This window comes from Actinoplanes sp. ATCC 53533, from assembly GCF_003947245.1.
The window spans coordinates 26,670-41,386 of record NZ_QHHV01000091.1; the positions used below are offsets into that span (position 1 = coordinate 26,670).

General features: G+C 71.5%; 13 protein-coding genes and 1 pseudogene. 3 read left to right on the forward strand and 11 right to left on the reverse strand.

What is annotated here, in order from left to right; genetic code table 11:
• Positions 1-6 precede the first annotated feature (6 nt).
• From DMB66_RS27940 to DMB66_RS27950, 3 genes are all read right to left on the reverse strand, one after another.
• The gene (locus tag DMB66_RS27940; protein WP_125807095.1) at positions 7-2,328 is read right to left on the reverse strand and encodes a polyribonucleotide nucleotidyltransferase; all 2,322 of its coding nucleotides are present in this window, start codon (positions 2,326-2,328) and stop codon (positions 7-9) included.
• Between the two features lie 194 nt (positions 2,329-2,522).
• Positions 2,523-2,792, reverse strand: coding sequence for a 30S ribosomal protein S15 (rpsO, locus tag DMB66_RS27945; RefSeq protein WP_125807096.1), 270 nt, complete (start codon positions 2,790-2,792; stop codon positions 2,523-2,525).
• A gap of 182 nt (positions 2,793-2,974) precedes the next feature.
• Positions 2,975-3,919, reverse strand: coding sequence for a bifunctional riboflavin kinase/FAD synthetase (locus DMB66_RS27950; RefSeq protein ID WP_125807097.1), 945 nt, complete (start codon positions 3,917-3,919; stop codon positions 2,975-2,977).
• 78 nt (positions 3,920-3,997) lie between these two features.
• Here DMB66_RS27950 and DMB66_RS27955 point away from each other — a divergent pair, with 78 nt between their 5' ends.
• Positions 3,998-6,643 carry a response regulator gene (locus tag DMB66_RS27955; protein ID WP_125807098.1) on the forward strand — a complete coding sequence of 882 codons (2,646 nt, stop codon included), beginning with the start codon at positions 3,998-4,000 and terminating at the stop codon, positions 6,641-6,643.
• 2 nt (positions 6,644-6,645) lie between these two features.
• A complete protein-coding gene (locus DMB66_RS27960; protein WP_125807099.1) occupies positions 6,646-7,056 on the forward strand; it encodes a response regulator in 411 nt (136 codons plus the stop codon).
• 6 nt (positions 7,057-7,062) lie between these two features.
• Here the strand turns inward: DMB66_RS27960 and truB are convergent, their stop codons facing one another.
• Together truB and DMB66_RS27970 are read right to left on the reverse strand one after the other, a co-directional pair.
• On the reverse strand, positions 7,063-7,950 hold the full coding sequence (gene truB / locus DMB66_RS27965) for a tRNA pseudouridine(55) synthase TruB (RefSeq protein WP_125807100.1): 888 nt from the start codon (positions 7,948-7,950) through the stop codon (positions 7,063-7,065).
• 171 nt (positions 7,951-8,121) lie between these two features.
• Complete coding sequence (locus DMB66_RS27970; RefSeq protein ID WP_125807101.1) at positions 8,122-8,529, reverse strand: MarR family winged helix-turn-helix transcriptional regulator; 408 nt, start codon at positions 8,527-8,529, stop codon at positions 8,122-8,124.
• 50 nt (positions 8,530-8,579) lie between these two features.
• Here DMB66_RS27970 and DMB66_RS27975 point away from each other — a divergent pair, with 50 nt between their 5' ends.
• Complete coding sequence (locus tag DMB66_RS27975) at positions 8,580-9,029, forward strand: MarR family winged helix-turn-helix transcriptional regulator (RefSeq protein WP_125807102.1); 450 nt, start codon at positions 8,580-8,582, stop codon at positions 9,027-9,029.
• 278 nt (positions 9,030-9,307) lie between these two features.
• Here the strand turns inward: DMB66_RS27975 and DMB66_RS27980 are convergent, their stop codons facing one another.
• From DMB66_RS27980 to DMB66_RS28005, 6 genes and pseudogenes are all read right to left on the reverse strand, one after another.
• Positions 9,308-10,582 carry an MATE family efflux transporter gene (locus DMB66_RS27980; protein WP_125807103.1) on the reverse strand — a complete coding sequence of 425 codons (1,275 nt, stop codon included), beginning with the start codon at positions 10,580-10,582 and terminating at the stop codon, positions 9,308-9,310.
• A gap of 489 nt (positions 10,583-11,071) precedes the next feature.
• Positions 11,072-12,103, reverse strand: coding sequence for a bifunctional oligoribonuclease/PAP phosphatase NrnA (locus tag DMB66_RS27985; protein WP_125807104.1), 1,032 nt, complete (start codon positions 12,101-12,103; stop codon positions 11,072-11,074).
• On the reverse strand, positions 12,100-12,573 hold the full coding sequence (rbfA, locus tag DMB66_RS27990) for a 30S ribosome-binding factor RbfA (RefSeq protein WP_125807105.1): 474 nt from the start codon (positions 12,571-12,573) through the stop codon (positions 12,100-12,102). Before rbfA ends, DMB66_RS27985 begins: the two co-directional genes overlap by 4 nt.
• A gap of 139 nt (positions 12,574-12,712) precedes the next feature.
• On the reverse strand, positions 12,713-13,006 hold the full coding sequence (locus tag DMB66_RS27995) for a DUF503 domain-containing protein (protein WP_125807106.1): 294 nt from the start codon (positions 13,004-13,006) through the stop codon (positions 12,713-12,715).
• A 34-nt stretch (positions 13,007-13,040) separates the two neighbouring features.
• Positions 13,041-14,066 (reverse strand): SAM-dependent methyltransferase, encoded by a 1,026-nt coding sequence (locus tag DMB66_RS28000; protein WP_125807107.1) that lies wholly within the window; start codon positions 14,064-14,066, stop codon positions 13,041-13,043.
• A gap of 85 nt (positions 14,067-14,151) precedes the next feature.
• Positions 14,152-14,717: pseudogene (locus DMB66_RS28005) on the reverse strand (translation initiation factor IF-2); the annotation flags it as partial.

A 14,717-nucleotide genomic window follows, 5' to 3' on the forward strand; every position in this document is an offset into this window, starting at 1 on the left:
CGTGGATCAGTTGCGGTCGCCGCTGGGGCGCTGGCGACGCCGACGGGGCTCGCCGCCACCCTCGCCACGGGGACCACGGTCCTCGCGCGGCGGGCGGCCCTCGGAGCCCTCGCCACCGGCGGCGGGCGCCTCCGCGGGAGCCTCGGCACCCTCGGGGCGGACCTTGTCGAGGTAGATCTTGCCCCGGTTGTCGATGTCCGCGATCGAGACCTCGACCTTGTCGCCGACGTTGAGGAAGTCCTCGACCTTGTCGACGCGCTTGCCGTCGCCCACCTTGGAGATGTGCAGCAGGCCGTCGCGGCCGGGCAGCAGCGAGATGAACGCGCCGAACGCGGCCGTCTTCACCACCGTGCCGAGGAACTTGTCGCCGGCCTTCGGCATCGTCGGGTTGGCGATGGCGTTGATCCGCTCCACCGCGGCCTCGGCCGCCGGGCCGTTGGTCGCGCCGACGTAGATCGTGCCGTCGTCCTCGATGGAGATGTCGGCGCCGGTCTCGTCCTGGATCGCGTTGATCGTCTGGCCCTTCGGGCCGATGACCATGCCGATCTTGTCGACCGGGATCTTGACGCTGGTGACGCGCGGGGCGTACTCGCTCATCTCGGCCGGGCTGTTGATGGCCTCGTCCATGACCGCGAGGATCGTCGCGCGGGCGTCGTGCGCCTGCTGCAGGGCGGCGGCCAGCACGTCCGACGGGATGCCGTCGAGCTTGGTGTCGAGCTGCAGCGCGGTGACGAACTCCGGCGTGCCGGCGACCTTGAAGTCCATGTCACCGAACGCGTCCTCGGCGCCGAGGATGTCGGTCAGCGTCACGTACTGGGTCTTGCCGTCGACCTCGTCGGAGATGAGGCCCATGGCGATGCCGGCCACGTGCGCCTTCAGCGGCACACCGGCGCTGAGCAGGGCCAGCGTCGAGGCGCAGACCGAGCCCATCGAGGTGGAGCCGTTGGAGCTCAGCGCCTCGGAGACCTGGCGGATCGCGTACGGGAACTCCTCGCGCGTCGGCAGCACCGGCACCAGGGCCCGCTCGGCGAGCGCGCCGTGACCGATCTCGCGACGCTTCGGCGAACCCACCCGGCCGGTCTCACCTGTCGAGTACGGCGGGAAGTTGTAGTTGTGCATGTAGCGCTTGGACTTCTCGGGAGCGAGGGTGTCCAGCGACTGCTCGAGGCGGAGCATGTTCAGCGTGGTGACGCCCAGGATCTGGGTCTCGCCGCGCTCGAACAGCGCCGAGCCGTGCACCCGGGGCAGGATGCCGACCTCGGCGGACAGCGGCCGGATGTCGCGCGGGCCGCGGCCGTCCATCCGGACCTGGTCCCGCAGCACGCGGTTGCGCACCTCGGACTTGGTGACCGAGCGGAACGCGGCGCTGAGCTCCTTTTCGCGGCCCTCGAACTGCGGGCCGACGGCCTCGAGCACCTTGGCCTTGACGCGGTCCAGGGCCTCCTCGCGGTCCGCCTTCTGGACGATCTTCAGCGCCTCGGCGAGCTCACCGCTGGCGGCGGTGGAGACGGCCGCGTAGACGTCGTCCTGGTAGTCCAGGAAGACCGGGAACTCCTGCACCGGCTTGGCGGCGACCTCGGCCAGCTCGCTCTGCGCGCGGCACAGCTCGCGGATGGCCGGCTTGGCGGCCTCGAGGCCGCTGGCGACGACCTCCTCGGTCGGCGCGACGGCGCCGGCCTGGATCAGCTTGATCGCGTGCGGGGTGGCCTCGGCCTCGACCATCATGATCGCGACGTCACCGTCGGCGAGCACGCGGCCGGCGACGACCATGTCGAAGGTGGCCCGCTCGAGCTCCTCCAGGGTCGGGAACGCGACCCACTGGCCCTCGACGTGCGCGACGCGGGTGGAGCCGACCGGGCCGCTGAACGGCAGGCCGGAGAGCTTGGTGGACATCGAGGCGCCGTTCATGGCGACGACGTCGTACGGGTGCTGCGGGTCGAGCGCGAGGATGGTCTCGACGACCTGGACCTCGTTGCGCAGGCCCTTGGTGAACGACGGGCGCAGCGGCCGGTCGATCAGGCGGCAGGTGAGGATGGCGTCCTCGCTGGGACGGCCCTCCCGCCGGAAGAACGAGCCGGGGATGCGGCCCACGGCGTACATCCGCTCCTCGACGTCGACCGTCAGCGGGAAGAAGTCGAAGTGCTCCTTCGGCGTCTTGCCGGCGGTGGTCGCGGAGAGCACGGTGGTCTCGCCCAGCTGGACGATGACCGAGCCGGCGGCCTGGCGGGCCAGCTTGCCGGTGGAGAAGGTCACCTCGCGGGTCCCGAAGGATCCGTTGTCGATGACGGCGGTACGAGATTCGGTGCCGAGAGCTTTCTGCTCAGACATGTAGTGCGGTACTCCTTCGTCGAGGACCCGGCGGGTTCACACAGCGCGGAAGAGGCTGGCCGGTCTTCGATCGAAGTGCCCGAGATCATCTGCTCGGGAACCACTACCGAGGACCGGGGCCGGTGGCCTGGTGCCGCGCGGGTCCGTGGGGTAAAGCTCGGGGGAGCGACCAAGGCGGCCGCTCCCCCATCAAGTCAGCGGCGCAGGCCGAGACGCTCGATCAGCGTCCGGTAGCGCGCGATGTCCTTCTTGTGGACGTAGTTCAGCAGGCGGCGGCGACGGCCGACCAGCAGCAGCAGACCACGACGGCTGTGGTGGTCGTGCTTGTGCACCTTCAGGTGCTCGGTCAGGTCGGCGATCCGCTTGGTGAGCATCGCGACCTGCACCTCGGGCGACCCGGTGTCACCCTCGAGGGTCGCGTACTCGGTCATGATCTTGGTCTTGGTCTCTTGGTCGAGCGCCATGTTCTCCGTGATTCTGTGTTGCCGATTTCATACGGTGTCTCACCCGGAAGGGGGCGAGCTCGCGGCCCGCGGCGTCGGGCAGGCAGGCGAGTCCGGTCGTCGGAATAGCCGACGTCACGGCAAGCTTATCAGCCCCCGGTCCAACCGCCCCGCCACCGCCCTTGACCGGACTGAAGGCTCCGTCAGGTCGAGGGCTGGCCGAGCACGCTCCGGGTCTGCTCGACGTCCTCGCGGATCTGCGCGACGAGCGGCTCGATCCCGGTATAGACGCGCTGTTCGCGCAGGTGGGCGACGAAGTCCAGGCTGACCCGCTCGCCGTACAGGTCGCCGGCGAAGTCCAGCACGTAGGCCTCGACGCGGCGCTCGCGGCCGGAGAAGGTGGGGTTGGTGCCGACCGACACCGCGGCCGGCCGCGGACCGCCGTGCTTGCCGCCCCGCACCAGCCACGCCGCGTAGACACCGTCGGCCGGGATGGCCGCATACCGGTGGCACATCAGGTTGGCGGTGGGGAAGCCCAACTCCCGGCCGCGCTGGTCGCCGCGGACGACCACGCCGGCCAGCCGGTGCGGCCGGCCGAGAGCGGCGGCCGCGGCCGAGACGTCCCCGGCGTCGACACAACTGCGAATGTATGTGGACGAGAAGACCAGCCCCTCCTCCGCCACCAGCGGCGCCTCCTCGACCGTGAAGCCGAAGGCGCGCCCCAGCCGGGTGAGCATGGCCAGGTCGCCGGCCGCCCGGTGGCCGAAGCGGAAGTTGTCCCCCTCCACGACGACCGCGGCGTGCAGCGCGTCGACCAGCACGTCGTGCACGAAGGCCTCCGCGCTGAGCTGGGAGAACGCCGGCGTGAACGGCACCACGCAGAGGGCGTCGACGCCGAGTTGCTCGATCAGCTCGGCCTTGCGCACCGGCTCGCTCAGCACGGCCGGGTGCGAGCCGGGCCGGACCACCTCGGCGGGATGCGGGTCGAAGGTCACGACGACCGACTGCAGCCCGAGATCGCGGGCGCGCTTCACCGTGTGCCCGATGATCGCCTGGTGGCCGCGGTGCACGCCGTCGAAGACACCGATGGTCACCACCGACCGGCCGAACCCGCCCGGTACGGACTCGTACCCGCGCCACCGCTGCATCCCACTTACCTCTCTGAGAGTCCCGGGCTAAGCGTATCGGTCTGCACGACTGCCTGAAACGCTACAGTTAGTCCCGATATGCGCGCTGACTGGAGCCCTCTCGTCCTCCTCGCGGCCGAGTTCACCTTCGCCGTGCTCTTCCTCCGCGCCCTCCTCGGCTTCCTGCGCCGCCGCGACCCGTTGCAGCGCGACGTCACGCTGGTGTTCGCGCCCTGCACCGTGCTGTTCTGCGTCGACATCACCCGGCGGATCAACGGTGAGTCCCTGCCCGGGTGGGTCAGCGTGGTCTCGTTGACGGCGTTGCTCGCCCAGCCGTATCTCACCGTCCGGCTCGCCGCCCGGCTGCGCTCGGTGCCGGCCTGGCTGCAGCGGACGGTCCTGCTCGTGCTCACCGCGGTCGCCGGCTGGCTCGCCTTCGCGCCGCGCCCGCTGCTCCCGGCCCAGTTGCTCACCGCGGTGACCGCCTTCCTGGCCACCGAGCTCATCGCCGCGGCGCTGCTGTTCGGCAAGGCCCGCACCCGGACCGGCGCGAACCGCGCCCGGCTGATGATCGCGTCCGGCGCCACCGTCGCCTTCGGCCTGATGATCGTGCTGATCGGCATCGGCTCGATGCCGGACACCAGCCCCGCGTTCGACACCGCGAACCGGGTGCTGGCGCTGGTCAGCGGGTTCGGCTACCTGGTCGCCTTCGTGCCGCCCCGCGCGCTGCGCCGGATCTTCTCCGCCTCGGCCGCCCAGTCCGTCACCGAGCGGCTGCTGCGCGCGCCGGCCGAGTCCGCCGAGCAGGTCTGGCAGATCTACGCCGACATCATGCGGGTGCAGACCGGCACCGACGCGGTCACGGTGCTCATGCCGTGTGCCGACGGCATGCTGGCCCCGGCCGCCTACGCCGGTCCCCCGGTGCGGATCCCCGACGAGCTCGGCTTCGCCGACGTCACCGCGCTGATCCGGGCCGGCCAGCCCGCCCGGCTGCGCGACAGCGACACGGCGCTGGTCGTGCACTACGGCGACGACCTCGGCGACGACTTCGTGACCGTGCTGAGCATGCCGGTGCCGCCGGACGCCGAGGGCGCGGTGCTGCTGTTCAACCGCCACCGCAGCCTGTTCAGCGACGACGACCTGCGGCTGCTGGCCGCGCTCGGCGGCCAGGCCGGCATCCTGGCCGAACGCCAGGCGGTCACCTCCGCGCACCGCCGGATGGCCGCCGAGCTCAGCACCTCCGTCGAGGCGCTGACCCGGGCCAGCCAGGCGAAGAGCTCGTTCCTGGCGAACATGAGCCACGAGCTGCGCACGCCGCTCAACGCGATCATCGGCTTCAGCGACCTGATGCGGCTGGAGGACCCCGACGGCGACCGGCGCCGGGTCCCCGCCGAATGGGTCGACCACATCCACACCAGCGGCCGGCACCTGCTCGGCCTGATCAACGACATCCTCGACCTGGCCAAGGTCGAGGCCGGCCGGCTGGACCTGCGGCTCGCGCCGCTGCGGGTCGACACCGCGGTGACCGAGCTGCTGACCGGCCTGTCGCCGCTGCTGACCACCAAGCACCTCACCGTCACGACGGCGCTGCCGGAGACGACCGCGCTGGCCGACCGGGTCCGGTTCCGGCAGATCGTGGAGAACCTGCTCTCCAACGCGATCAAGTTCACCCCCGAGGGCGGCGAGATCGCCGTCTCGGCCATCCCGGCCGACGACGTCGTCGAGCTGACCGTCGCCGACACCGGCGTGGGGATCGCCGAGGCGGACCTGGAACGGGTCTTCGAAGAGTTCCAGCAGGTCGGCGACCCGGACCGGCACCGGGCGGGCACCGGCCTCGGGCTCGCGCTGACCAAGCGGCTGGTCGAGGCGCACGGCGGCGAGATCGCCCTGGTCTCGACCCTGGGCAAGGGCAGTGCCTTCACCGTACGGCTGCCGGCCGCGCCGCTCCTGCAGCTCGACCAGGGGCCCGCCGCGGGCGCCCGGGTGCTGCTGATCGAGGACGACCCGCAGTCCGCGGAGTTGCTCACCACCCAGCTCATCGGCGCGGGTTACCACGTCGACGTGGCCGGAACCGGCGAGGCGGGCCTGACCGCGGCCGGCGCCTACCCGCCCGACGCGATCGTGCTCGACGTCGCCCTGCCCGGCATCGACGGCTTCGAGGTCATCCGCCGGCTCAAGGCCGATCGCCGGCTCGCCGACATCCCGGTCTTCTTCGCCACGATCATCGACGAACGCCAGGCCGGCCTGGCGCTGGGCGCGGACGACTACTTCGTCAAGCCGGTCGACCAGGCCGCGCTGGTCGGTGCGCTGGCCCGCAAGATCGCACACCGGCCCGTGCCCCGGGTGCTGGTCGTCGACCACGACGACGAGATCCGGCAGGCGATCGAGGACGGCCTGCGCGCGGGCGGCGCCGACGTGGTGGCCTGCGCCGACGGCCGCGACGGCCTGACCCTGAGCCGCGAGAGCCACTTCGACCTGATCGTCTGCGACATGCAGTCGCCGGAAGTAGACGGCTTCAGCCTGCTGGCCGCCATCGAGCAGGACCCGGCCACCCGGCACACCCCGGTCCTGGGCCTGACCACGGCGGCCGGGGTGAAACGCCAGCCCGGCGACGCCGCCCCGCTGGTCGCCACGGCGATGGCCGGCGGCGTGGTCGCGACCGCGATGGCCGGCGGGGCCGGCTGGGAGACCCTGGCACCGCTGCTCGGCGGGTCCGGAACCGCTGCGAAGGACAATAAGGAGTAGCCGTGACGGCCGAGAACCCACGCATCCTGCTGGTCGAGGACGAGGAGCTGAACCGGACCCTGGTCAAGGCGGTGCTCGCCCGCGCCCAGATCGCGACCGTCCGCGAGGCCGAGGTGGTGGACGCGTCGACCCTGGCGACCGCGCGCGAACGGCTGGGCAGCGAGGACATCGACCTCGTCCTGCTCGACATGAACCTGCCGGACGGCAACGGGCTCAGCCTGGCGAGCGACCTGGCGGCGGGCACGGTCACCCCGGGCCGCTACCGCCCGTCGGTCATCGCGGTGACCGCGAGCGTGCTCCCCGAGGACCGCGCGGCGGCGCTGGAGGCGGGCTGCGACGGCTTCCTGGACAAGCCGTACGCGGCGGCGGACCTGGTCGCCACGGTCGCGGACCACCTGGCCCGGCGCCGATAGCAGCCGTCAGGCGGGCGCCAGGACGATCTCGGCGCGAGCCTTGCCGTCCCGCTCGGAGACGATAGCGAGCACGTCACCGTCGGCGTTGAAGACCGCGTACGGGCCCTCGATGCCGACCGGCGCGAGCGGCCCGCCGTGGCTGAGCACCCGGGTCTCCTCGGCGTCGGCCTCGCGCTGCGGGAAGGCCCGCCGAGCGGCCGCGGCCATCGGCAGCGAGATCACGTCGGGCGCGCGTTCCTCCAGCTCCGCGAGCGTGGCGGCCTCGGCCAGGGTGAGCTCACCGACCGCGGTCCGGCGCAGCGCGGTCAGATGCCCGCCGACACCGAGGGTACGGCCCAGGTCCCGCGCGATGGCCCGGATGTAGGTGCCGCTGGAGCAGGTGACGTCGATGTCCACATCGACGAAGTCGGCATCGGCCGGCCGCCGGACGGCGAGCACCTCGAGGCGCGAGACGGTGACCTTGCGGGCGGCGAGCTCGACCTCCTCGCCGTCACGAACCCGCTTGTAGGCACGCTGGCCGTCGACCTTGATGGCACTGACGGCGCTCGGCACCTGCTCGATCTCACCCGTCTGGGCGGCGAGCCCGGCCCGAACCGCATCATCGGTGACGCCACCGGTGGAAACGGTGGCGGTAACCTCACCCTCGGCGTCGTCGGTGATGGTGGTCTGCCCCAGCCGGATGGTCGCGGTGTAGCTCTTGCCGGACCCGATCACGTAGGTGAGCAGCCGGGTGGCACGGTTGACCCCGATGATGAGCACGCCGGTGGCCATCGGATCGAGGGTGCCACCATGGCCGACCCGGCGGGTCTTGGCCAGCCTCCTGATCCGGGCGACCACGTCGTGGGAGGTCATCCCGGCCGGCTTGTCCACAACGATGAGCCCATCCACGTTCACGTGCTCACCCAACCAGACCGGCCCAGGCGAGCTCCCCGCGGGCCCGCCCCGGGACGACCCGCGGTCACGCCGGGATCAACCCGCGCGGCCAGGCCGGGATCAACCCGCACGGCCAACCCGGAGTCAGCGCACGCGACCAACCCGGGATCAGCCCACGTGGCCAGGCCGGGATCAGGCCGGGGTTAGGTTGCCGGCCACCCGCTGCAGCAGCGTTACCAGGGTGACGTAGTCCTGCTCGGACAGGCCGTCGGTGACCCGGGCGCGGAAGGCACGCACGCGCCCGGCGACCCGATCGTGCGCGACGCGTCCATCCGCGGTGAGCCGGACCGCCACCACGGCCGGCTCATCGGGGAGCTCGGCCGCCCAGCCGCGACGGATCACTTCGTCGAGCTGCGGGCGGACCGTCGTGTCGAAAGGGGCGAGCGCCGCGTCGAGGTCCGCGCGTGTGGTGGCTCCCCGGGCCAGGGTGGTCAGGATCTGCCAGTGCCGCCTGGTCAGCCCCTCGTCGGCGAGGAGCCGGCCGAAGTCAGCCTCGATGCGGCGGTCGATCTCTTTGATCCAGAAGCCCATCGGGCGCATGACCCACCTCCATCGCATGTCAAATTACATCTAGTTGTACATTAACATGCATGGAGTGGAACGAACCCCTGGCCGCGATCGAGCGAGCGATGATCACCATCCGGCGCAGCCAGAGCCGCCGGGCGTTGAGCCGGCTCACCCCACCGGGCGATCAGACGGTCTTCGGCGTGCTGGACGCGCTGGAGGAAATCGGCCGCCCCGCGACGGTCGGCGAGGTGGGCGCCGCTACGGGTGTCGACCAGCCGCGGGCCAGCCGGCTCGTCGGACGGGCGGTCGACCAGGGCCTCGTGGTCCGGCAGGCCGACCAGAGCGACGGCAGGCGCACGCTGCTCGCCCTCACCGGCGAGGGCCAGGCCCACCTCGCCGCCGCACATCACTCCCGGCAGCAGGTCTTCGCCCGCGCGATGGCGAACTGGCCGGCCGAGGACACCGCGGCCTTCGCCCGGCTACTCACGTCCTTCACCACGTCGCTCGGGGCCTTGACCAGCCAACCCGACTGACTCACCCCAGCGCTTCAAGGTCGGCCAGGACCGTCTGCGCGCAACAGGCTGTTTCCAGCCCCCATGACGCGGTTTGCTGAATCTTGGCAGGCAAGGGCGCCGATGAAACTTCCGCAAGTCCTTACGTGCTGCGCCGCCAAACGCCCGGGTCGTGGGCGTTATGCCGGGCATTTCGGACAAGGATGCTCCGGCTGAGTCTCGGCCGCCCGGCGTGGGCCGGTGATGTGCCACGGCACAAGCAGGAGCAGCGGCAAGCAGGAGCAGCGGCAAGAACCGGTCTACCGGGTCGCGCCGAGCACGGCCCAGCCCGCCCCGCGCCACCGCACCAGCAGGAACACCAGCCGAATCAACGTGAACAAGGCCAGGCCGAACCACACCCCCGACAAACCCCAACCCAACCCGTACGCCAGCCAGATCGCCGGGAGGAAGCCGAGCAGCGCCGCGGCCAGCGTCATCGTGCGCAAGTAGCCGACATCGCCCGCGCCGATCAGGACGCCGTCCAGGGCGTAGACCACTCCGGCGAACGGCAGCATGCCCACGAACCACGGCCAGACGATCGCCGCCTGCTCGTGGACCGCCTGGTCGCTTGTGAACCAGCCTGGCACCACCCCGGCGCCCGCCGCCGCCAGGGCCGCGAAGCCCACCCCGGCCACCGCGCCGACCGCCGTGACCCGTCGGGCCACCTCGCGTGCCGCGGTGGCGTCGCCGGCGCCCAGGGCCGCGCCGACCAGTGACTGGGCCGCGATCGCCACCGCGTCCAGGGCCAGCGCGCAAAAGAACCAGAGTTGCAGGCCGATCTGGTGGGCGCCGACCGCCGCGACCCCGAACCGGGCCGCCACCGCGGTCGCCGAGAGCCAGCAGGCCTGGAACGCCGCGCCACGGATCAGCAGGTCACGGCCGAGGAAGAGCTGGTCGGCGATGACCGCCGGGCTGGGGCGCAGCGGTGCCCGTTCGCGGATCACCGCCCAGAGGAAGAGGCCGCCGGACAGCGACTGGGCGATGACGTTGGCCACCGCCGAGCCGGTCAGGCCCCAGCCGGCCGGGTAGACGAGCAGCGGGCACAGCACCGCGGAGAGCACGTTCGCGCCGAGGACGTAGCACAGCGGGCGCCGGGTCTCCTGCACCCCGCGCATCCAGCCGTTGCCGGCCGCGGCGAGCAGCAGGCCGGGGATGCCGAGGGAGGCGATGCGCAGCCAGCCCGCGGCGGCCTCGGCGGCTGCCGGGTCGGCGGCGAGGGCGCGGGTGAGCGGCGTGGCGAAGAGCTGGGCGAGCACGACCAGCAGCGCGCCGGTGGCCAGCGCCAGCCAGGTTGCCTGGACGCCCTCGGCGACGGCCGCGGCGCGGTCACCCGCGCCGAAGCGGCGGGCCGCCCGGCCGGTTGTGCCGTACGCCATCAGCGTGCCGAACCAGACGGCCACCGACATCACCGTGCCGCCGACGGCGACCGCCGCGAGCGGCACCTGGCCGAGGTGGCCCACCACCGCGGTGTCGACCAGGACGTACAACGGCTCGGCGGCCAGGACGACCAGCGCGGGCAGGGCCAGGGCGGCGATGCGGCGCGTGAGGGTGCCTTGGTCAGCGGGCTGCGGGCAGGCTCATAGGTGGTCATGATGCCCGCCGAGCCGTAAGGGGCGCAATGCGCCCGGACTACTTACTTACTGGCGCGTGTCCATCGACGTCTGCAGCGCGCGGCGGGCCTGCTCGCGGGCGTCGTCGGACGGCTGGGGCTTGGGCTTGGCAGCCATGATCGTGGTCCTTCCACGGCGGGACGGGTGCAGCGGCACCCACTGATCGATCGAGCGGCGTGTCGCAGAGGGCCGGTCCGGGATCGCCGGACGGGTGGCGGGGCGACACAGCCCGGGATGGTGGACCCGGGTGGCTCGAGGCTGCTGCGGCGGTCGGTGGTAGCGCCCGTGCAGAAACCAAATCACCGTTAACTCAAACTATCGTTCAGTCTCGCTGGATGCCCCTCGGATCCCGCAGAGCGGGACGCGGATCAACGACAAAAGGCCGGCCCGCAGGCCGGCCTTTTGCAGCAGTTACTAGGGAATAAGGTGATTCTCCAGCTCGTCGCGGACCGCCGAGACGACCTCCCCGGGGGTGCCGTAGCCGGTGAATCCCGCGGCCAGCCGGTGCCCGCCGCCGCCCAGGGCGACCGCGACCGCGCTCATGTCGACCGCGCCCTTGCTGCGCAGCGACACCGCCCACTCGCGCTCGGCGAGCTGCTTGACCACCACGGAGACGTCCACCTCGGCCACGCACCGGACCGGGTCGATGAGCGCGTCCAGGACGTACGGCCGCTGCCCGTGCCGCTCCAGGTCGTCGAGCGTCGCGTAGGTCCACACCATGCCGTGCCCGGCCGCCGCCGTGGGATCGAGCTGCGCCCGGCTCAGCACGTCGGCGGAGAGCTTCATGGCGCCGAACGGGCGGCTGTCGAAGACCCGCCGGGAGATCTCCCCCGGGCGCAGGCCGGTGGCGATCAGCCGGGCGGCCATCTCGTGCACCCGCGGCGTGGTCATGTCGAAGCGGAACGAGCCGGTGTCCGTGGCCAGCGCCACGTACAGGCACTCGGCGATCTCCGCGTCCAGCGGCACGCCGAGCTCGCGCAGCAGCTCCTCGGCGACCACCGAGGTGGCGGCCGCGCCGGCGTCGACCAGGTTGATGCCCGCGAAGCCGGTGTTGGACGCGTGGTGGTCCAGGGCGATCGTGGCCCGGGCCCGGGACAGCCGGTCGGCCAGCTCCCCGAGCCGGGACACGGCGGCCACGTCGAAGACGATCACCAGATCCGGGTCCGCCTCCGCCTGCTCCTCGGCGACCAGCAGGTCGAGGCCGGGCAGCTCGGCGAACGGCTCGGGGATCTCGAACGGGCCGGGGAACGTGGCCTGCAGCCCGGCCACGCCGAGCCGGCGCAGTCCCAGCCCGAAGCCGAGCATGCTGCCCAGCGCGTCGCCGTCCGGGTTGACGTGACAGATCAACAGCACCCGGCCGGTCGCGAGCGCACGAATCGTCGCAGCGGCCGCCGCGAGGCCGGCTGTCGCGGGCACTCCCTCCGAGACGGTGACCGCCTCGGTCACCCCTGGTCCTCGCGGGCACCGACCCGCTCGTCGGCTTCGTCGCCGTCGTCGTCATCGTCGTCGGCCTTGTACGGGTCCGGGTCGCCGGCATATTGCTTGCCGGCGGCCAGCCGCTGCACCTCGGCGTCGCGGTGCCGGGCCGCCTCCAGCAGATCGTCGATCTCCTTGACGTTGTCCAGGACGTTGTCCAGGACGAACGTCAGGCTCGGCGAGTGCCGCAGGCCCAGGGCGTGACCGACCCTGGTGCGCAGCATGCCCTTGGCGCTGTCCAGCGCCGCAGCGGTCGCGGCCTGTTCGGTCTGATCACCGAGCACGGTGTAGTAGACGTGGGCGTCGCGCAGATCACCCGTGATCCGGGCGTCCGTCACCGTCACCATGCCGAGCCGGGGATCCTTGATCTCTCGCACCAGCGATGCCACCAGCTCGCGGATCCGCTCCGCGTGCCGACGCGTCTTGGCCGGGTCCGACATATCGCCCACCTCCGACAACCGTGCCTCCGGGGCGAAGCAGCCCCGCCCAACGTCTGAAGCCTACCCATGACCGCTGTGGCCCGAACGCCCCGTCGGTCCGTCACCCAGCCGGGCCGCGAACAGGACCGATCATGCGGGCTCAGTCCTCGTCGCCGTGTAGCCGGCGCCTCACCGAGAGCAGTTCGATCTCGGGCCGGCCGGCCATCTGGTGCTCGCACGTGTCGATCACCGCGCGCGCCTGGGCCGGCTCGGCGGCCACCACGGCGACCCCGATCTGGGCCCGCCCGTGCAGGTCGTGGTCGCCGACCTCGGCGACGCTGACCTCGTATTTGCGCAGCATCGCGATGATCGGCCGCAGGTAGGAACGTTTGTGCTTGAGCGAACGCGAGTCGCCGGGCAGCAGCAGGTCGAAGAGTGCAGTCTCGATATACATCAACGAGCGAGGATACTCGCGCCGCCCGCGAAGCTCAGCCGGATTTCCGGGCCACCACGACGTCACGCTCGATGCCCTGGTCGACCCGGTGGCTCAGCTCCTCGTACGGGACCAGCGCCAGACCGTTGGCGACCAGGATGTCCTCGGCCAGCTCACGCCGGGCGACCTTGGAGTTCCAGGACAGGCCGATGGCGCCACCGGGGCGCAGCAGGTTGACCCACTGCGGCACCGCGCGCTCCAGCAGGTCCAGCGGGCGCCGGGACATGCCGCCCTCGTCCTCGTAGCTGGCGTGCGCGACCCCGTACGGCAGGTCGACGACCAGCACGTCCACGCAGTTGGCCCGGAGCAGGCCGTCGAGCTGGGTGGTGTCGGCGTTGAGCATCGTGACCTTCTGCACAGCGCCGGCCTTGTGGTCCTCCTTGCTCGCCGCCATCGTGATCTCCATCCGGCGGGCGGCCTTGCGGCCCTGCCGGCGGACCGGGTTCAGCTCGGCGGTGTGCTTGAGGCGCTTGCGCTTGAGCCAGGTCTGCAGGAACAGCTTGTACGCCTCGACGTCCTTGCCGTCGAGCTCCACGCCGACGGCGTCGTAGCCGTACATCAGCGCCTGGTTGAGGGTGGTGCCACGGCCGGCCAGGAAGTCGCCGACGATCAGGTGGCCGTCGAGCATCCGGCGGGCCGAGGCGGACCCCAGCAGGGTGAGGTTGAGCAGGAGCTTGGTGAACTGCTCGTTGGTCTTGCCGGCGTACTTCGGGATGGTGATCAGGTCGCTGTCGTACCGGGCCAGCGGGGTCATCTCCAGCGGCCGCAGCAGGTCGTCACCGGCCCGCTCGAACAGGGCGTAGGCCGCCGACATGTTCGACAGGTAGGCGACGTCCCGGGGCTGGAGGTCCGCGGTGAAGGTCAGATACTCCACGCCGCCGATCCGGGTGGCGTCGATCTCCGCCACCTCGGACGAGAGCACAGGCCGGAAGGCAGCCAGCTCCGCCCGGGAGAGGCGGCCGGCCTGGTCGGCGTAGACGCGGTTGGCGGAGGGCGCGAGGAGCAGGGCGTACCGGGACATGGTCGTCATCCTCCCAGCCGGGTCCGGCGGGAAAGACGACGGCCCCCGGCGCCGAAGCGCCGGGGGCCGTCTGCCGGGGTTGTTGTTACGCCCGCGGCTTCTCACGCATCTCGAACGTCTCGATCACGTCGCCCGGCTGCGGCGACCCGAAACCGCTCAAGGTCAGACCACACTCGAAGCCCTCGCGGACCTCGGTGGCGTCGTCCTTGAACCGCTTCAGCGAGCTGATCGTGACGTTGTCCGCCACCACGGTGCCCTCGCGCAGGATGCGCGCCTTGGCGTTGCGGCGGATGAGGCCCGAGCGGACCATACAGCCGGCGATGAGACCGATCTTGGACGAGCGGAACACCTCGCGGATCTCCGCCGTGCCCTGCTCGACCTCCTCGAACTCCGGCTTGAGCAGGCCCTTGAGGGCTGCCTCGATCTCCTCGATGGCCTGGTAGATGACGCTGTAGTAGCGGATCTCCACGCCGGCGCGGTCGGCCATCTCCTTGACCTTGTTGCTGGCCCGGACATTGAAGCCGATGATCGTGGCGGTCTGGTCCGAGGACGCCGACGCCAGGTTGACGTCGCTCTCGGTGATCGCACCGACGCCGCGGTGGATGACCTTGAGCTGCACCTCGTCCGGAATCTCGATCTTGAACAGCGCGT